18 protein-coding genes are annotated in these 18,631 nt (G+C 61.8%); 9 read left to right on the top strand and 9 right to left on the bottom strand.

All coding sequences use genetic code 11. The annotated features are described in order from the left end of the window. Positions 1–198 precede the first annotated feature (198 nt). The 3 genes from TQ38_RS08735 to TQ38_RS08725 all read left to right on the top strand — a co-directional run bounded on the left by TQ38_RS08735 (position 199) and on the right by TQ38_RS08725 (position 2,756). Positions 199–339, top strand: coding sequence for a benenodin family lasso peptide (locus TQ38_RS08735; RefSeq protein WP_113941901.1), 141 nt, complete (start codon positions 199–201; stop codon positions 337–339). Between the two features lie 63 nt (positions 340–402). After that, positions 403–1,038: a lasso peptide biosynthesis B2 protein gene (locus TQ38_RS08730; RefSeq protein ID WP_052505863.1), complete on the top strand. Its 636-nt coding sequence runs from the start codon at positions 403–405 to the stop codon at positions 1,036–1,038. After that, on the top strand, positions 1,029–2,756 hold the full coding sequence (locus TQ38_RS08725) for an asparagine synthetase B family protein (protein WP_162792227.1): 1,728 nt from the start codon (positions 1,029–1,031) through the stop codon (positions 2,754–2,756). Before TQ38_RS08730 ends, TQ38_RS08725 begins: the two co-directional genes overlap by 10 nt. On the opposite strand, the gene TQ38_RS08720 is transcribed toward TQ38_RS08725, so the two are convergent. The 8 genes from TQ38_RS08720 to TQ38_RS08685 all read right to left on the bottom strand — a co-directional run bounded on the left by TQ38_RS08720 (position 2,689) and on the right by TQ38_RS08685 (position 12,462). Then, complete coding sequence (locus TQ38_RS08720; RefSeq protein ID WP_162792226.1) at positions 2,689–4,878, bottom strand: S9 family peptidase; 2,190 nt, start codon at positions 4,876–4,878, stop codon at positions 2,689–2,691. The two genes, TQ38_RS08725 and TQ38_RS08720, sit on opposite strands and share 68 nt — an antisense overlap. Beyond that, a complete protein-coding gene (locus tag TQ38_RS08715; RefSeq protein WP_240197830.1) occupies positions 4,878–7,406 on the bottom strand; it encodes a TonB-dependent receptor domain-containing protein in 2,529 nt (842 codons plus the stop codon). The genes TQ38_RS08720 and TQ38_RS08715 overlap by 1 nt, the downstream gene beginning before the upstream one ends. A 124-nt stretch (positions 7,407–7,530) precedes the next feature. Further along, a complete protein-coding gene (locus TQ38_RS08710; RefSeq protein ID WP_043977812.1) occupies positions 7,531–8,628 on the bottom strand; it encodes a FecR family protein in 1,098 nt (365 codons plus the stop codon). Continuing rightward, entirely contained in the window at positions 8,625–9,224 is a 600-nt protein-coding gene (locus TQ38_RS08705; protein ID WP_082057825.1) for an RNA polymerase sigma factor, read from the bottom strand. Before TQ38_RS08705 ends, TQ38_RS08710 begins: the two co-directional genes overlap by 4 nt. Positions 9,225–9,492: 268 nt before the next feature. Further along, positions 9,493–10,089 carry a GntR family transcriptional regulator gene (locus TQ38_RS08700; RefSeq protein ID WP_043977806.1) on the bottom strand — a complete coding sequence of 199 codons (597 nt, stop codon included), beginning with the start codon at positions 10,087–10,089 and terminating at the stop codon, positions 9,493–9,495. Positions 10,090–10,097: 8 nt separating this feature from the next. After that, positions 10,098–10,976 carry a phytanoyl-CoA dioxygenase family protein gene (locus TQ38_RS08695; RefSeq protein ID WP_043977803.1) on the bottom strand — a complete coding sequence of 293 codons (879 nt, stop codon included), beginning with the start codon at positions 10,974–10,976 and terminating at the stop codon, positions 10,098–10,100. After that, positions 10,973–11,599 carry an acyl-homoserine-lactone synthase gene (locus TQ38_RS08690; RefSeq protein WP_043977801.1) on the bottom strand — a complete coding sequence of 209 codons (627 nt, stop codon included), beginning with the start codon at positions 11,597–11,599 and terminating at the stop codon, positions 10,973–10,975. The genes TQ38_RS08695 and TQ38_RS08690 overlap by 4 nt, the downstream gene beginning before the upstream one ends. A gap of 122 nt (positions 11,600–11,721) precedes the next feature. Next, positions 11,722–12,462 carry a LuxR family transcriptional regulator gene (locus TQ38_RS08685; protein WP_043977798.1) on the bottom strand — a complete coding sequence of 247 codons (741 nt, stop codon included), beginning with the start codon at positions 12,460–12,462 and terminating at the stop codon, positions 11,722–11,724. A 763-nt stretch (positions 12,463–13,225) separates the two neighbouring features. Between TQ38_RS08685 and TQ38_RS08680 the strand changes: the two genes are divergently transcribed. Genes TQ38_RS08680 through TQ38_RS08660 form a run of 6 tightly spaced genes read left to right on the top strand, consistent with a single transcriptional unit; the run spans position 13,226 to position 17,903 of the window. After that, positions 13,226–13,654 carry a thermostable hemolysin gene (locus tag TQ38_RS08680; protein ID WP_240197829.1) on the top strand — a complete coding sequence of 143 codons (429 nt, stop codon included), beginning with the start codon at positions 13,226–13,228 and terminating at the stop codon, positions 13,652–13,654. After that, positions 13,620–13,772, top strand: a complete 153-nt coding sequence (locus TQ38_RS30875; RefSeq protein WP_240197828.1) for a thermostable hemolysin — start codon at positions 13,620–13,622, stop codon at positions 13,770–13,772. The genes TQ38_RS08680 and TQ38_RS30875 overlap by 35 nt, the downstream gene beginning before the upstream one ends. Continuing rightward, a complete protein-coding gene (locus tag TQ38_RS08675; protein WP_043977796.1) occupies positions 13,769–15,808 on the top strand; it encodes an AMP-binding protein in 2,040 nt (679 codons plus the stop codon). Before TQ38_RS30875 ends, TQ38_RS08675 begins: the two co-directional genes overlap by 4 nt. Continuing rightward, a complete protein-coding gene (locus TQ38_RS08670; RefSeq protein ID WP_043977794.1) occupies positions 15,795–16,547 on the top strand; it encodes an SDR family NAD(P)-dependent oxidoreductase in 753 nt (250 codons plus the stop codon). Before TQ38_RS08675 ends, TQ38_RS08670 begins: the two co-directional genes overlap by 14 nt. Before the next feature lie 37 nt (positions 16,548–16,584). Continuing rightward, positions 16,585–17,241, top strand: coding sequence for a hypothetical protein (locus tag TQ38_RS08665; protein WP_043977790.1), 657 nt, complete (start codon positions 16,585–16,587; stop codon positions 17,239–17,241). Between the two features lie 23 nt (positions 17,242–17,264). Next, positions 17,265–17,903, top strand: coding sequence for a class I SAM-dependent methyltransferase (locus TQ38_RS08660; RefSeq protein ID WP_240197827.1), 639 nt, complete (start codon positions 17,265–17,267; stop codon positions 17,901–17,903). A gap of 15 nt (positions 17,904–17,918) precedes the next feature. On the opposite strand, the gene TQ38_RS08655 is transcribed toward TQ38_RS08660, so the two are convergent. After that, positions 17,919–18,599: a DUF2490 domain-containing protein gene (locus tag TQ38_RS08655; RefSeq protein WP_043977851.1), complete on the bottom strand. Its 681-nt coding sequence runs from the start codon at positions 18,597–18,599 to the stop codon at positions 17,919–17,921. Between the last annotated feature and the right edge of the window lie 32 nt (positions 18,600–18,631).

Genomic DNA, 18,631 nt, shown 5'->3' with positions numbered 1-18,631 from the left:
CGTATGTCCAGGCTTGCGCTAAAGGCATCAGTGCGCGCTCCCTCATCGCTCGTTCTCACTGCTCGGTCATTTGCATACTTTAAAAAATCACCACCCTTTTCCCGAACTATTATAATCCGATTATAAAATAGTTTGTTCCCGGCGACCCGGTCATCTTCCTATTGCGACTTCAAGAGTTGCGATGACAGGAGAAAGACCATGGAACGTATCGAACACAACGAAGACATCATCGAACTCGGCGACGCGACCGTCGTCACCCGCGGCAGCCTTGTCGTGGGCCAGCCCGACTCCGATCAGGTTCTCAACCGGATCGGCGCGGGCATCACCGACGAGGATTGATGGATCGGGGCGCGTTACCGGTGAGGTAGCGCGCCCCATTGCCATTTGCGACGGGAGACAGCCATGCGGTTGCGCAATGACCTCCATGCAACGCTCGTCGGCGACGTTCCTGTCTTTCTCGACGAACGCGACGGGAAATATTTCCACTTACGCGGATCGTTGGCCGGCCATTTCCTCAGGTTCGTCGAAGGAACGGCCAGTCCGAGCGCCATCGCGTGTCTCGTTGATCACCGGATTTTGATCGAAGGCGATGTGGTAAGCGAGGCGCTCCCTGCGCTCGCGCAGATTGATCGGCTCGGCTCGCATCTGCCTGTGGACACGTTCCTCATTTTGAAAGCAGCAGCAACGCAGGCGTTGATTGACCGCCGCGTACGGCACACGAGTTTCACGAAGACCCTCGCCGCTCTACGGCGCGACATCGCGCGATCGGTCGCCTCGACGCCTTCGCGCCGTTCCCGGACTGAGGCCGAAGTCGTGGGCGCTTTCGAAGCCGCGCGCAAAATCGTGCCCTCGATTGATCGTTGCCTTCCCCGCAGCATCGCGATGGCTGCGATGCTGCGGGCATACGGACACGAACCAACGATTCTTTTCGGTGTCCGCCTGCCCTTTGCGGCACATTGCTGGGTCCAGTGTGGGCCCCGCGTCGTCAGCGACCCGATCGACGATGTCCGTGGCCTGAGCCCGATCCTGTGGCTGTGACTGCCCCCCGATTCCTGGCACGCACTCCGGCCGGGCCGGTCAAGGCAGAAGCGGGTATTGCAGCGCCTTCAGATTTCCCGACCGCTTTCGTCAAACCTGGGCTGCATGTCGATTATGCCGGCCCGGCAGTGCACATCGGCGACCGGGGAATCGTAATTGGGCATCTTTTCCGCCGAGGGCTGCCAAGTGAACGCGTCCTCGCGCTGACGCAGATTGAACTTACCCAAATCTTCCAATCCGATGGTGCCAGTTTGCTGAGTGAGTTCTGGGGTGGTTACGTCGCTTTCCTGCCGATATCTGGCGGCAACGTGCGAATAATCCGCGATCCTTCCGGCACGATCCCAGCCTATTGGCGCGACACTTCAGAGGGTATTATCGTCGCGTCGGAGCTTGGCCGGGCGCCCTTCACGTCCAACGAAGATTTGCGGATAGATGCCGAAGCGCTCACCGTTCACTTATGGACACCGCATTTCGCCGGGCGACGCACATGCATAGACGGCGTCTCGGAAATTCTACCAGGCGAAGCCCTCGACTTTAACAGGAATGGGCCTCTAACCGTTACACTCTGGTCCCCCTGGGACCATGTCCCCGCACGCCGGCGCGGCATCACTGCCGACCCAGCCCTGTTGTACGACACCGTCGTCGACGTGGTGACCACGTGGGGCAACTGCTTCCAATCCGTTTTGCTCGGACTTTCGGGCGGACTGGATTCCTCCATTGTGGCGGCCGCCCTGGCCTCCGCCAACTGCCATGTGTCGGGCTTCACCATGTATAGCCCCGATGACGATAGCGACGAGCGGGCCTATGCTCGCATGGCCGCCAATGCCTGCGGCATCTCTATCACCTCCGTCGATTACGATCGCGAGAGGCTCGATATTACCCGACCGATCGCCACCCATGTCGCAAGACCATTTCTCGCTCACTATGCCCAGGCGATCGCGAACGTTCGCGAGCGGGCCGCTCGCGAATGGGGGGTCGATGCCTACTTCTCGGGCAATGGCGGCGACAATGTCTTTTGCATGATGCGATCGGTCACGCCGATCGTCGATCGCCTTGCGACGCGGGCAAGCCCTCGCGGTATCCTGCGAACGATAGACGACGTCGCCGTCCTAACCGGGGCCGACTGGCTCTCGATCGCGCGCCGCGTGTTGCGCCGCATAACGAGCAAGACCCGGTATCCGCCGCCCAAAGGGGACGGATCTCTTCTGATCGCTGATCGACTGGCACGAGCCATCGAAGACGTCCCCCGGCATCCTTGGTACGAAGTGCCTCACGATGCGAGCCCCGCTTCCGCCGCCCATGTTGCAATGGTCCGGCGGGCGCTCGGCAACGACGGCTTGCACAGCCGAACGACCCATCCGCCGTCAATTTCTCCCCTGCTGTCGCAACCGGTGATGGAGCTTTGCCTCGGCTTGCCCAGCTGGTTGTGGATCGAGGGCGGCGCGGACCGTGCGGTTGCGCGCCATGCGTTCCGTGACGCATTACCCCCCGCCTTGCTTGATCGACGCTCGAAGGGTGGGCCGGGTGCCTTCGTTCATCGCACGTATCTTCGTCACGAAACCGAGGTCGTCGATCGGCTGCGTGACGGACCGCTCCGCGATCTGGGAATCCTCGGCTTGCCACCGAAGCCACGTATTGTGACAGATGGCATCACGGCACAGCGAATGCTTGCTCTTGTGGCCGCCGATGCCTGGATGCGTCACTGGACCGACGGCTAGGGGGCGTTTGCATATTCGAGGCGCCGGCGCCGCGCCCCAGCCATCGATCAAACCAATCCACGTTTTCTTGCAAAGCGGCGAGGCGGTTCGACGGAATATGGAAGAGATGAGTTTCATCAGAAGCAGGCGTTTCGCCAGGATAAAGCGATATCTGTGCAGGAACGCCAGCCGCAATCAGCGCCTCGTGGAACTCGACGGCACCAGACCGTGGCTCTGCCATCTGCTGAAGAACGGCCGCCTGGCCGGGCGCGGCACGGTAGGACGGGACCAGTGCCGTGTAATTACCGCGCGCTCGCGCATCACCCGGGGCGCCCCCATAGATCGCCCGATAGGTGCATTGCTGGTAGCGCCACGCCGCTGGCTCAAGATAGCCACCGTCGCCACTCGACGCCGCGCGAAACAGGCTGGTCTGTGTGACGGCCACGTTGACCATCTGCGAGCCGGCGCTGTACCCGGCAATGCCCAGCTTCGCGGGGTCGATCAGCCCCTCGTCATCGAGCTGTTTCACGAGACTGCGGTAGCTTTCCACCGTGTTAAGCCAGACCAATCGCTGAATTTCGGCCGGAGCCACCCGCCCATCGCAGGTCGTCCAGCTTCTCAATGCGCCCTGTAACTGTTCGCTCTGGGCCGGATAGGGATCATTGACTGCAAGTACGATGTAACCTTGATCGAGAAGCAGCTGGATGGGATAGCTCCATTGGAACTCCGTCGTGATAAATCGTTCGTCCGCGTCGCCACCATGGGTGACGATGACCGCAGGATACCGCCGACCCGGTCGGTAACCACGTGGATAAAGGACGAAACCCACCGCCTCATAACCGAACCGATTGGTCCAGGTTCGCCGCACTTTGGCGAAACGCTCGAGGCGTAAATGCCGCGCCGAAATGGGCGCCACCGACCTGACGCTGCCCGAAGCCGGATCCACCACGACAAGTTCTGGAGCGTACGTCAGTCCCTCGCGGATACAGGCGCCGCGTGAGAGGCCAGCGTCGAAAGCGCAATGGCTAAGGCTTTCCGGGACCTCGATCCGACGGGACTTTCCACCGCGATCAAGACGAAGAAGAGCATACTTGGCCTCATCGATGATTTTCACCGCAACGACAGCGAACTTCCCGTCTGCCGCTCTCCAGTGGCCCGGAGAGCGCCAATCGGACAGGGAAATCATTGCCTTCCCGAAATCGACCGACGTGCCATCCGGGCGTTTTTCGACGAGGCGCTGCTCTGGGCCCTCGCCGGAAATTTCCAACTCGCCGCCGCCGGGCCCGGCAATCCGATCTTGCATCGCCAGCGCCGTGCTATCGCCAGACGGAGTTGCGTGGCGCGTCCGAAAACTCCAGCGATACCGCTGCACCGCCGGAGTGGGATTATCATCGACCTGAACGCCGTATTCCACATAATCGGCGTCCCAAGCGAGCATACCGCCGAAATAACGGGCTATCCGGTCGCTCGCTGGCCGGTCGAAGATCGCCGCATCTGCTTCCCCATTTGTTCGCAGGAAGAAGCTGACACGGACGTGCGGGCTCCATCGTCGCCGGGCACTGGCCTCCCGGACAGCGTCCCCGGTCAACGTACGCGGCGCAGTGCGCTCCTCTTCCAGCTGGGAATACACAAGCCGCTTTCCATCCGGGCTCCAGTCGTAGGATGCGATACCGACCTGCATCGGCGGCATCTGGGCCATGCCAAAATCGGCGCCATCGGCGCTGCCGACGAGGACCGTCTTCGGATTGCGTACCAATTCGGTGCGCGTTCCATCGCTTTTCACTTCGTACAGCTGCACCCCCTGCCCGAGGTCCGCTAGAACGGACCAAGAGTTCTTTCCTGGAATGCGCCGCAACCGATCGAGAAACCCGGATCGGACGATTACCCGGTCTTTGCCGTCGGCAAGCGTGACGAGGTGAATTTCGAACTCGGGGCGATTTGCGGCGAGGTTCGCGGTATGGAGCAGATAGACGACCTCCTTCCCGTCGGACGACATCGCCAGATCGCTGACCTGTGGCGCGGTGACGATATCACTCGCGGTCCAGCGTTCCCCCGGGCTCGCAGCAATGCCCGAGGCCGGGGTCGCGAAGGTCTCGATTGCGATCACAAAAAGACCTAACGTGGCGCGTGTGCGACCTCCCATCACCATGTCTTTCGCAGCGAAATTGCGACGACGCGGCCAAGCGCCGAGAAGTTCGTCGTATCGAACGCAGTATCGTAAGCAGCGCCGGTGAAGATCACGTCCGGCTTCTGGTTGAGCATGTTGGACACCGACGCCCCCAGTTCGAAACCACTTCCGGCATCGACCTGCGCGGCCAGATCAAACGTCGAGAGGCCATCGATCCGGTAGACTGCGGTTCGCCGACGATCCGTCAGCTTCGACGAAAGGTTTACCGCACCAGAAATCGATAGTGCTCCTTGTGTGTAGGTAACGAAGGCGCGCGTCTTGAACCGAGGCGGGTTGAGGACCGTACCGGCAAGCTCCGTGCTCGGTGCGCCGGGCAGCAGTTGCTGACTACTGCGCAGCCAGGTTGCCGCGAGGTTGAGTGCCAGCCGGCCCGTCTCAGACACGGGGAGGCTGTAGCGAACCGACGCGTCGATGCCGCTGTACGTCTGCCGCGCGACATTGCGATCCAAGATGTCCGCGATCGCGACGACACTCGTCGGGTCGTAGGGAAGACCTACCGCGTTCTGCAGGCCAAGCGTCGCATTTGCGAATGATGCCTGTTGCTCGGCTGCCGTTGGTTTCAGCTTGATCATGGAGGCGTATAGTGGGTTGTCGAGCAGCCCCACGATCGAAGTGACCGGCGACGCCACCCGATCGCGGTATCGAAAATGAAAGTAGCCCGCGCTTACCGCAAGGTTGGGATTGGCAGCGGGCGCGAGCTCTGCCCCCAGTGTCCAGCTTTCCGTTCGCTCGGGCTTCATGTCAGGGTTGGCGCCGGTAAGCACAATGAAATTCGCCCCAGGTGGAAAACCGCTACCGTACCCGGTCGTGGGAAGCAGCACGGCGTAAATGCCGGAGTATTGTTGGTAGAATGTCGGCACCCGAAATGAGCGCCCCCAACTGCCCTTCAGCGTCAGACCTTCGACTGGTGCATATGTGATGCCCAACTTTGGAACGCTGACCGAGCCGACACCGGTGTTGCGTTCATACCGGAAGGCGGCCGTCAACGCGAGCGAGCGCCCCAGCGACGATTGCTGTTCCGCCGAAAGAAGCGGGACGAAGAGTTCTGCGTATCCGAATTCGTTGTTCCGGTGACGCTCGAAATCGATGGCCGTCGCAGCGCCGTTGCGGCTGACGACGTCAAAGCCGATACGGCGGAAACCACCGCCCACAGCCATCCGTGCCGCCCCGGCCGGAAGGGTCAAGATTTCACCCTCCGCTCCCAGTTCGATCGCGTACGACGAATTGTCGTAACGGCGATAGCCAGTTTGGGTGACCCGGCCAGCGCTATAGACGTTGGAATGATTGCGCGTGTTATCGAACGAATAGGCACCGTTCACACGCACCGTCCAATCCGCACCGGCCGCCCATTCGAGCGTGGGCGCAATGGAAAAGGAGCGCGAACTAGACCGGCCATCCGCACCGTTTGCGAGGTAGGACTGCCCCCTCGCATAACCTTGCAGGACCAGCATCTCGCTATCCTTGAAGACCATGTCGACCTTCGCCGACAAGCGATCCCCGATTTCCTGTTCGAGACTGACTAGCGCGTTGTGCCGGCGCAAGCTGGGGTAGAGAGTGGCGTCGCTTGCCATGTTGGTCGCATAGCTACGCTGACTGGTTTTGACCGGATCGTTATCGGTAAAGTCGTAGGCGGCGAGCACGCTGCCGCTGCTCCAGCGATAGCCGCCGACCGCATTGTATTGTTGCTGGAAGCCGCCACCATCGGTCGAGCCCGCCAGCCTTCCCATGACCGAAAGGCCTTGAAAGTCGCGCTTGAGCCGAATGTTCACTACGCCAGCCACCGCGTCGGCGCCGTAGATGGCCGATGCGCCATCGGCGACGATCTCGATCCGGTCCACTGCGGCGGCAGGGATGGCACTGACGTCGACCGCAGCGTTTACGCCGGTATAGCTCATACGATTGCCGTTAAGCAGCGTAAGCGTCGCATTTGGGCCCAGTCCCAACAGGTTGACCGAGGAGGCCCCATTCACGTTGACGTTCGCCGAGCCCTGGGTCGTACCGATCCCGGGGTTCTGGCCGCCTGAAAAATTCATCGGCAAGCTACGAAAAACTTCGCCCAAATCAGTTTGGCCCGCCCTTTGGATGTCATTGGCGGTCACCGTGGAAACTCGTGCCGTGGGCAACACACCTTTGATGCGGCTGCCCGTCACGAGGATTTCGTCCTCGCCACCAACGGCGGCTAAGCCTCCGGATCGGCCCCGGATCACGATCGACCCGTCCCTGATCCGCGCCACAAGGCCGGTTCCGGCCAGCAGATGATCGACGGCCTCGCGCGCCGTCATGTCTCCCTGGAGCGAAGGCGCAGAAATTCCATTCACATCCTCGGCAGATGCATAGACTTCCAGACCTGCCTTGGTCGCTACCGTGCGCAGAGCATCTCCCAGATCCTGCGTCGGCAGGTCGAACCGGTAGGTTTCGTTGACTTGCGCGATTGCAGGCGTTGCTGCCGCCGTCATCGTGGTTGCAGCGAGCAGCGCCGCCATGGCCTGAATTCGATATCCCGTCATGAGTGTCCCTGTCGATCATGAGCGCTTGCCATTGGGCTCGCTCTGACAGGGGTTCGACGCAGGACCCGGCGGGGACGTTAGTCAGCTATGAAAATTTTTCTCATCTCCGGCGAAGATGGATGCCATCGTGGTGGCTGACGACGACCAGATCGAACACTTCAGCCAGCCGTTCAGCCAGCTTCTCGCCATCGGTCAGTTGGAAACGTCCAGAAACCGTGAGGCTGCCCATGGTTCGGTCGTCGAGAACAATGGGCCTGCGCGCGTAGCGGTTGGCATCGCGCACCAGCGCAACGAGCGCTATTGCCTTGTAATCGACCAAGCCGCTTGGCCAGGCGCGGGTATCGGCAACAGGTGCGGCAACGACCTTTGGAGCGGTCGCACCGGCTGCCGGGAACACGACCTGCTGGTCGACAGACAGTGGCATGGCCCCTGCTTGCCCGTTTGAGCCCTTGCCATCCGGCTTCAAATGGCCGTTTCCTGACCGCAACCGCAGGTCCACAAGCTGGTCTTCGTCGATGCCTATATCGATCACCCCGTCGAAGGCGATCTGTCGGCCCGATGCAGCGACAATCGTGAACGGCCGCCGGTCGCGAGCAGCGGAAAGGCGCGCCCGTCCATGCAATAGTCGGGCATGGCGCGCCCTTGAGTTCATGCTGACATCGATCCGGCTGTCGCTATCCAGCGTCAAAGCTGAGCCGTCTTCCAGGGTGAAACTCCGTATCGAACCATGACCGGTTTCGTATGTGGCGGCGCGCGCCGATGGGGCCAACGATGCCGGCACCAATTTCGTGCCAAGCCCCAGGACCACCGCCACCGTCGCGGCGAGCGCGGCTGCCGCAAGCACTGCGGGCCGCAAACCGGATTTCTTACGCTCGGGGCGCCGGTCGGTTTGGCGTGCAGTGCCGTGATGCGACATAGCCGCCGCCGCGCCGGATGCGGATATCGACCCTACGCCGGGCAGCGCCGGAAACGAGTGCATTAATGCGCGTTCAACTGCATCGCGCTGTTGCGGCGTCAATGGGGCGACCAACATCGAGGTCTCGAAGGCCGCACGATTGTCGTCCGACGTGCGAAACCAGTTTCCCAGATCGGCGAATTCCGCTTCCGTCAGCCCGTTGCGAATGCGCGCGCACCAAGTTGCGGCGTCCAGCGCGGCTGCGCCTGGTGTATGGCCTCCGGGCCACTCTTCACCGGTCATCGATGATCCTTCACCGCCGCGGCGACGATCGCGATCGCGCGCACCATATGATATTGTACCGTAGCCACCGTGATCCCAAGCCGTTCGCCGATCTGCCCATACGTCAGTTCGTCGTCCCGGCTGAGCAAAAACACACAGCGCGTCTTTTCCGGCAAACTTCGAACAGCGTCCTCATAGATCCTCCGCAGATCCGCCGCCTCCAGTTCCAGCATCTGCTCGGGCGGACTTGCAATATCGCGGTTCTCGTCGAGCGGAAACACCGTAACGTCCGTTTGACGTCGACGTGACCTGTCGATCAGGAGATTTCGGGCGATGCGCCGTACGAAGGCGGCCGGGTTGGCAAGCCGAGACGCCTGCTCGCTTCCCGCCGCACGCACGAAGACCTCCTGTACCAGATCGTGAGCAGCATCAGGACCTGCCCGTCGCCCCAAATAGCGCAGCAACGAGCTTCGCTCCGAACGAAACGCGTCTTCGAGACCAGCATGAAGCGGCACTGGGCCTGTCAGCTCCGGGCCGTCGATGGGCGCATGGTGAGCGGCCGATGCAGCCACCAGCCGCGGGCGATAGCCGCGAAAACACGGAGCGGACGTCGACAAGAAGAATATCCCGGGCAACAGCGCGCATCGACCGGTAATCCGGTCTGTCGCACTTCAGCGCGGCCCGTCGTCTGGCGGCCAAGATGGCTGCCTTCTCCCGACGTTCACCTGTCCTTACTGGACAGGCGCTCATATTGCCTGGCGCGGTCAACTCGCGGGAGAACATGAATGATGTGCCCGCATCGCCGATCATGGACTCAATCGAATCATCGTGCAAGATACTGAGGCACAAGACATGCCCTGCGTATCAGCATGCGGTCTCTAGCCATCAGTGTTCGCGCGCCGCTCGAACCAGTTCGTCCGATACCGATTGGCGACGAAGATGGTATTCCTCGATCGCCGATCCGACTCTCTCATCGTTTCCACCCAACACTGCGGCCTCGATACTGTCCAACTCCTCATCGACATCGGTAAGTATTGCCGCCTCATTTTTGCGGTAGGGCCCGAGGCGCGCCGCCGCGTTGCCCATCGCCCAGGTAGCTTCGATGTCCGTGGCATCACCGCTGAGCGCGGCGAAAAGAAGAGAAGTCCGCTCGGCAATTCCATCATGCCCACGTTGAATCACCGCGACGCGCTCATGGGAGACGTCTCTACGCGCCAACCGGACAAGGTCATGATGCCAACCGATCAACTCGCGCAGTTCGCGACCTTCCAGCCGAGGCACCCGAAAGCCTTCGTTGGGCCATGCATCCACCAGCCGCTCGCCCGTAAGACGATTCAGGCTGTCTCGCACCGGCGTGATGCTCACCCCCAAAAGGCTGGCAAGGCGAGCCGCCTCTAGCCGGAAGCCAGGCTGCCAATCGCCAGTGACCAGCCGGCGGCGGATGGCGTCATAGGTCGGTTCCAGAACATGTGCAGGACTCATGGCTCGGCTCAGTCCCGCGATGCTTTGTCGTCGGCGCGCGACATCATCGCTTCCTGATCCGGGCGCAGAGCATCGATTGCCCCGATATGTTCCGGAACGTTTTCAGATAGCAGGAGCGAGGGGCACTGGCCCTCGTAGTTCCCAAGGTTAGGCCGGTGCTGGGCATATCCGACAAGAGCTGCAAGTTCGGGCGAGAAGCCTTTTGCAACCTTGGGCGGATAAGCAAGCCACTGGTTTTCATATGGCTTGAGCCAACCCAGGCAATAGCCGACGACAATGGCGCGACGGGGTAGGTCAGTGAGATTGGCACCCGCTCCGTGCAGTGTCGAACCGAGGAAACAGATGGCTGCACCCGGATCGCAGACGGCCGAAACGGCCGTCCCCGGATCCTCCTTGCTCAATCCTTCAATCCCGTGGCTACCAGGATAAATCCGCGTTGCGCCATTCTCAGCGGTGAAGGGCGTCAGGGGCCACATCACGTTGACGAGATACTCGTGCTCGCCCTTAAGCCCCTGCCACATGTCGTGGTCCCGGTGTGGAAGCTGGCTTTGCTCGCCAGGATGAATCTCGATCGCTTGCGCGACGTTGAGCTGGATGCGATCACACGTGGGCTTCAGCACCGCGTCGACCAACGAAAGTATGGCGGGGCTGAGAACCAGACGAGCGGCAGAGGGCGACCGCTTGAGCAGGCTGGCGAACCGCTTGGTGCGCTCGCCATAGAACCGGCCCTGACACAGCGGCGTTGCCGCGAACACCGAATCCAGATCGGCGTTCAACGAATTTAGCACCCGCGTGGGCAACGCGTTTTCGATGATGCAATACCCTTGGTCGAGCAACTGAGCGAGACGCTCCGACTTATTGCCGCGGCTGTTTCGTAAGAATTTCACCGGCCCGCTCCCATGGCAGTGACGGCCAGCGTCAAGCCCTCCCGCTCATAAACGCCGCCCATCTGGAGTTTAGCGCGGGTTTCCGGTTCGATCAGGATGTGGAGCGCCGTCAGCCACGAACTGCCGTGGCGGACCGGTTGACCGAGCGCTTCGCACTGCCATCCAAATTGCCGGATCTGTTCGAACCAGCTGACGTCTGCCACCCCGGTGTAAGCCGTTATCGCGTTGTCGAGGGCGTGGTCCACGAGCGCTGTGACGAGCCGGTTGCGCGCATGGCGCCGCTCGCTGGACCGCTGGTGACGGTCGAGGCAGAAGCGGGTGATTTCTCGAATCGAGGGCCCGCGCGGCGGTGCGCCAGTACAAAGGTGAGGATAGAGGTCACCCAGCAAGTGGGGACGATCCGTTTGCAGCAAGCGGGTCGAAGCGCGATGGGCACCGTTGGTCGCCAGCAAGACCAGATAATAGGCGAAAGGGTCGTCGAACTGGTCGATTTCGAATTCGCCCGCGAGGACTGGCAGGTCCCAGCGGAGCAAGTCGACGAACACCTCCTTTCGCGCCCGCCACATTGCCTTGAGCGCTGTGCTTTCGTCCATCCTGGTCGTCTGAACAGGTTCCTTGAACATGACTCTCTCCTTGCGGCCAATCCATGCCCAAAGGAGCATCGACGCAAGGAGATGGGCCATACCCAGATATGGGGATGGCGGCGGCTGGCCGGATCGGCCAGCACACCGCACTCAAAAAATGCTCAGCGCAGGAAGCGCCAACGGAAAATATCGGTGAAACTAATCAGACCATCGAACAGAGCGCACAGGATCAACGATGCCTTCTTGGATACGTCATATCGCTCCCGGGCATCCTTGAGATGCTGAATGACCGTTGCCTCGGTGATGCCCAGTATCTGCGATATTTCCCAGTTGGTCTTGCCGCGCGCTGCCCACAATACGCAGTCACGTTGGCGGTCCGTCAGTGTCGTCCGTTCGCGAGGCGCCGCCCACCCAGAAAAACCACGTGCCGCTTCGAGAGCAGCAGCCCCAAGCGCATCCGCCACCAGCAGCATCGCCCGAGGCATCTCCTGCCCAGGGGCGGTCACGAATGTACACGAACCGATGGCTTCGCCCGGAAGATGTCGCGGCGTCGTGAAGCCATCGGCCAAGCCATGCTGATAGCCGGTAGCGAGCATAACTTCCTCCTGCTTGGTCAATGCGATCAGGTTTCGCACCTGGTTCCACCGAAATCCTGTCAGACTTCGTTCGGCGGCACGGCGGATAGGATCCGTCGCGGCCAGATTGAACCCCTGATAGACGTCGGCCCAACTCGACGGATAGTTGTGAACCAGAATGGATTTACCACTATCGCCGCCGAAGCCGATCTCAAGGGACAGCGCGAAGCGCCGAAATCCAAGTTCATGGGCGGCCTGAGACATCGTCTCTTTCAGCGCGTCGATCGACGAAGCAAGAACTATAAGTTCACCAAGGTTTTCTGCCATTGCAAGACGCATTTTCCCCTTGCCACTACCACGGGTTCGGCCCCGTCCCGAGGCCCGCAGCGCGCCTTTCGTCCAAGGGCCGTCGGCGACAAGTCTCACGCTGTGCTTCGAGCCACAACCGTCGCACTCAGATCGAATGTCCGACCAGACTGATCGGTGAACTGAGCGACTGCTTTCTCTTACATGATTTCAATTGTTTGGGCGAATCAAAGTAGGGATTTTTTGCATCTGCTCACTCACCTTCCGCAAAGGCAGCATGACAAGCACGGGGAGGCGCTTCACGACCAGCTCAAGCCATTCCCCGGCCGAGGCTTGAATGTCGGCTCACGCCAGAACCTGTCATTCGCGTGAAAGCCAGCAGCCGGGCAGCTGTGCTGCCCACTCCCGCCGTTCCAAAGCGAACTTCTCGCTCCCGGAAGCGGACATTTAAATCATGATGTGGTCTGGGATAGAGCCGTCGTTGGTTAGCAGAGCCATAGAACGCGGGTTTTGGCGACAACGGACGTTCGGGTCGTGCGGCGATCGACCAATGAATGACCAGGACCTAGGTATTTTCCTAGTAGGAGATGGAGATCGGCGCCAATTTAAACACGGCATGGAGGTGAACGTTACCGACCTGCCGTTGAGGACTCGCATTAGTGTGCCTGATACGGGATGCGCCTCTGTGATCGGCGCTATCGCCAGCTGCCCCCGAATATTTTCATCCACCGATGCGGGATATACCGGACCGCGGCGTCTCACTCTTGTCCCCAAGGAGTTGAGAATGGCTGAAACGTCCCCTCTCGAACTGATTTTTCGTCGCTACCGCGATACGCACGGGGCCGAGGTAAAGCCCGCATATACGCAGATACTGCAGGTATCTCGGGACTGCGTGATCCGGGCGGCAGTCGGATACCGGCGGGCGGACGAACAGCCCCTGTTTCTGGAACGCTATCTCGTCCAATCCATCGAAATGCACCTGTCCGCTGCGCTGAGGCGCCCGGTCGGACGAGAAGACATCATCGAAATCGGCAACCTCGCCGCTGACGACGCCTTTGCAATGATTTCGCTGTGGGGCATGGCGGCCAACGATCTTGGCGGGCAGTGCGAGATCGCCGTCGCCACGCTTACAGCGCCATTGCGCAGGATGTTCGCGCGCCTTTGGCGTTGCTCTCCATGTGCTGGGTCCGGCGCGGGCCGAACAGGCCGATGAACACGCGGCATGGGGACGGTATTACGAAAGCGACCCACAGGTCTGTGCCGGCTTCATCGCCCAGGGCCAAGACGCGATCGCGCGGTTTCTGGCGCGCCGCGAAGGGATCGCGGCATGAAAAGTCTACTCGATGTGCTGCGCGCGCACACCGCTGTTATGCCCGCCGCCATAGCGCTCGATCCCGTCACTGCGCCGCCGGTGACGTGGCAGGGACTAGCTGAGCGGGTTCAGAACTCAGCCGCCCAGCTGCGCGGCGAGCGCGGCGCGGCCCGGTTTCCGCATGTTCTGCGCCTGGACCACGGGGTTGAGGAAGCGGTGATGGAGCTAGCCCTGCTCGAAGCGGACATTCCGGTCCTTTCCTTGCCCACATTCTTCACCGACGAGCAGGTCTTTCATGCAAGTTCCGCCTGCGGAGCGACCGGCGTATCGCCCGGCGCCCCGCAGCCCGCGCCGTCCCTTTTGCCCCTGGGGACGGCGCGGGTAACTTTCACCTCCGGTTCGACCGGGACGCCCAAGGGTGTCTGCCTTTCTGCCGGGCACATGCTCGGCGTGGCGCGGGCGGTGGTCGATACGCTGGGTGCAGCACATGCCGGGCGGCACTGTGCCCTGTTGCCGCCGGGCATCCTGCTGGAAACCGTCGCCGGGTTCTTCGCAACTATGCTCGCCGGCGGCACCTACGTCTGTCCGCCGCAATCCAAAGTCGGGCTGGCGAACCCGTTCCGCCCCGATTTCCAGACCATGGCCCGGAATCTTTCCGCCTGGCGCATCACCTCGCTGATCCTTGTACCGGAATATCTCACCGGGCTTGTCACCGCGCTGGAGCAGACGGGGCTGCGACTGCCTGAACTGACCGTCGTGGCCGTAGGCGGTGCCAGGGTGCCGGTGGAACTGCTGGCGCGGGCCCGGGCACTCGGCCTGCCGATGCGGCAGGGTTACGGGTTGACCGAATGCGCCTCAGTCTTCTCGCTGGAAAGGCACGACGAGGACGCGCCTGGATCGGTAGGCCGCCTGCTGGGCCATATCCGCGCGTCTATCGCGCCGGACGGAGAGATCATGCTGGAGGGCGAAATGTTCCTCGGCACGATCGGTGTGCCCCGCGCTCCGGGTCCACTGGCGACCGGCGACATTGGCAGGATCGACCGGGCCGGCCGGCTTTGGGTGGAAGGCCGCAAGTCTGCGATGATCGTTAGTAGCTTCGGGAGAAATGTTGCGCCCGAATGGGTGGAGGCGGCGTTGCTGGCCCAGCCCGCCATCGCCCAGGCCCTGGTCCACGGGGACGGCCTGCCTACGCCCGAAGCCTTGCTGGTGCCTGCTGGCGCCCACGCCGACCTCGCTGCCGCCGTGGACGCCGTTAACCGGACACTGCCCGCCTATGCGCGCGTTGCCGCATGGCGCGAAGTCTCGCCCTTCACGCCCGCCAACGGACACCTTACCGGCAACGGCCGCCTGCGCCGCAACGCCATCGCCGCGACCTGGCTGGACGGCGCGCCTGCTTTCTTCGACGAACTTGAAGCGGCAACCCTGCGCCATCGCATCGGCTTCCTCGCGATCCCGCAAGTGCGCGCCGGACTGGCCGGCACGATCTCGCGGCATGCCTATGTCGACTACCTAGGGCAAGCGTATCATCACGTCCGCCACACCGTCCCGCTGATGCGCTCAGCGCGTGCGCGGCTCCTTAGCCGGCCCGAACTGGTCGCCGCGCTGGACGGCTATATCGAGGAAGAAACCGGCCACGAGGAATGGATTCTTGCTGACATTGCCGCAGCCGGAGGAGATGCCGATGCGGTGCGCATCAGTACGCCCTATCAGACAACGCAGACCATGGTGGACCACGCTTATCACCGCATCGAGACGGGGAATGCCGCCTCCTTCTTCGGCATGGTCTATGTGCTTGAAAGCGTCAGTGTCGCGCTCGCGCAGCGCGGGGCCAGCGCCGTGGCCGCCAACCTTGGCCTGCCCCCCGAAGCCTTCACCTACCTGACCTCGCATGGTGCCCTCGACCAGGAACACATGACCTTTTTCGCGCAGCTGGTGAACGGCCTTTCTGGTCCACAAGACCATCAGGCGATCACCGAAATGGCCTGCGAGATGTTCGCGCTGTTCGGCGGTGTCTTCGCCTCGATTTCATTGGAGGATTCCGATGTCCTCGCTTGAAGGTAAGACCATTGTCGTTACCGGCGCAGCCGGCGGCATAGGTAGCCAGGTTTCACGGCTCTTGTGTCAGGCCGGCGCCCGCGTCGTGGGTATCGACAGGGCAGATTGTCCGGCCTGTGATGCCACAATCGTCGCCGATCTTTCCGATGAAACCGCAATGGCCTCCCTCGTTCAAAGAATGACGGACGATTGTCCGGACATCCTTGTCAACATCGCCGGCATGATGCGCTTCGGATTGCATGAGAGCCAGCCGATCGACGCGCTGTCGCTTTGCTATCGCATCAATCTGCTGGTGCCCGCCGTGTTGGCCCGGGCTGTCGCCGGGCCGATGCGCGCCCGCGGGTCAGGGCAGATCGTCAACATCGGCTCGGTACTGGGCGCGATCCCCTACCCATGGTTCGCCGCCTATTCGAGCAGCAAGGCCGGGCTTGCCGCGCTCAGTCAGGGCCTGCGCCGTGAAATGATGGGCAGCGGCGTGCAAGTGACCCACATCAACCCGCGAGCCGCACGCACAGCCTTCAACAGCAGAGAGGTGAACCGCTTCCTGGAATTGACCGGCATGAAGGCGGACGCCCCCGAATGGGTGGCGCACCGGATTGTCGCGGCGATCGAACAGCGTCGCGCCACCGTCAGCATCGGCGTGATGGAGCGGGTGTATGCCGCCCTCAACGCGATCTCGCCTGCGATCATCGATTTCGGGCTTGCGGGACAGATTCGCAAGGCCCGGGCCGTATTCTGACAAGCCGTCCCATACCAAGAGAAAGGAGACCTGCCCCATGTTCCGAAATACTACCAGAACCGCCCTCAAGGCATCGTTGCTCGCCCCCCTGCTGGTGGCACTGCTCCCTTCTGCCGCGTTTGCCGACATGGCCTCGGACGTGAAAGGGGTGAACGATGGCTGGGCCCACATCACTTACGAAGTGAAGGGATCGAGCACGCAGACCAAGGCGCTGGACACTCTCGCCCGGCAAGCCGCCATGGTCGCCGCACGCTATCCCGGCAAGGCCGAGCCGCTGCTGTGGCAGGGCATCATCACCAGCGAACAGGCCAACCGCGCCAATATGTTCCACAAGCTGGGCCTTGCCTCCAGGGCGCGCGACCTGATCGCGCGGGCCTATGCGATAGACCCGCGTGCGGCGCAGGGCGGTGCCGCGCTCAGCTTAGGTGTGCTTTATTTCAAAGTGCCCGGATCACCGCTGGCCTGGGGCGATGACGACAAGGCTGGCAAGCTGATCAAGCAGGCGCTTGCTGTTGATCCCAACGGCCTCGATACGAACTATTTCTACGGCGACTACCTGCTCGACCAAGGCAACACTGCAGGCGCGAAAGCTTACCTCCAAAAGGCCCTGCGAGCGCCGCACGATGCCTCACGGCCAGTCTGGGATGCAGGCCGCCGCCGCGAAGTGCGCGACTTGCTCACCAAAGCCGGATGACAGGCAGAAGCAAGGACACGCAGATGACGATGACCGCCCGGTTTTCCCGCAGGCTCTCCGGCGGGCTTGCGCGGCAGCTTGCCCGCCCCAGTGGCCTCCCCGGCCGGCTGCTGGGCAATGCTATGGACATCGTCAATCGCAAACCGATGCGCCTTGCGATCGATCTGCTGGCCCCGCAGTCCGGCGAGGCGGTGTTGGATGCCGGGTGCGGCACCGGCATCGCGATTTCCAAAATCCTGGCCCGCGCGGATTGCTCGGTCATTGGTGCAGACCGTTCCGCGACGATGATGGCCACCGCTCAGAGCCGGCTCGGCGGCCGCGCCCGATATGTCTCGGGCAAGATTGAATGCCTGGCGCTACCCGATGCATGCCTCGACGCAGTACTGGCACTGAACCTGCTCTACTTCGAGGGGCCGGACCATGCGATGCTGCGGGCGCTCCACCGCCTGCTTATGCCGGGCGGACGACTGGTCGCCTACCTCACCCACCGCCGGAGCATGGAGAACTGGGATTTCACCCGCGAAGGCCTGCACCGCCTTTACGACGGCGACGAACTCCACCACGCCTTGTGCAATGCAGGCTTCGCGAAGGACAGGATCGAGGTCCGCGAAGTCGCCGTCACAGGATCCATCTCGGGACTTCTGGCCCGAGCATGGCGATGACCGACGGCAGATACCTCAGAAGCTAAAGCTAACCGATAGCGAAGCAGCGTGATCGTTACTGTCATCACTACCGGGGCGGAAGCCATGCTGATGCACATAGCCGACTTCCAGATTCACGTTTTTCGCGACAGGCGTCGTGACGGTAATCAGATTCCGCATCCTCTCCTCGCCCTGTACGCGTTGAAAGTTCGTCTTGTTGAGGTCGATGAAGCTCTCGTGACTGAATACGAGTGCGGTCTTGCCGCCTGAGTGGAACGGCAGGACATATTTGACGTAAGGCCTCACCCTGTAGGCTGTGCCACCCACGCCTTCGCGCCAGCGCTCCTCCAGTCGCAACCTTGCGCTAAGCTGTCCCGGTCCAATCTTCACAATATTATCCATCGTGAGCTGTTGGCGGCCTCGATGTTCCATCACGGAAAAATCGCCAGCATCATATGTGGGGTTGTGGGTGTAACCCACCCACAGGGCCACCTTTTCGGTTACCTTATAGCCGACAAGGGTATTCATCTCGACCTCATACAGCCCGTCCCGATCGTTGCTGAAACGGGAAATCACTTCCTGCGATAGGCGCCATTTGTCGCTCAGCTTCACCGTGGCAGTGCTGCCGATCCAGGCCTGCTTATCTTCCGATGCGTAGGCCGGGGCAGCGACAACGAGCGCGGCCGGCACCCATAGCAAATTGACGATCGTCCGCATCAGCATACCGCATTCCCAAATCAGGCGAGATG

It is taken from the genome of Novosphingobium sp. P6W (assembly GCF_000876675.2).
Classification (GTDB): Bacteria; Pseudomonadota; Alphaproteobacteria; order Sphingomonadales; family Sphingomonadaceae; genus Novosphingobium.
This window is presented reverse-complemented; position numbering and strand designations above follow the sequence as displayed.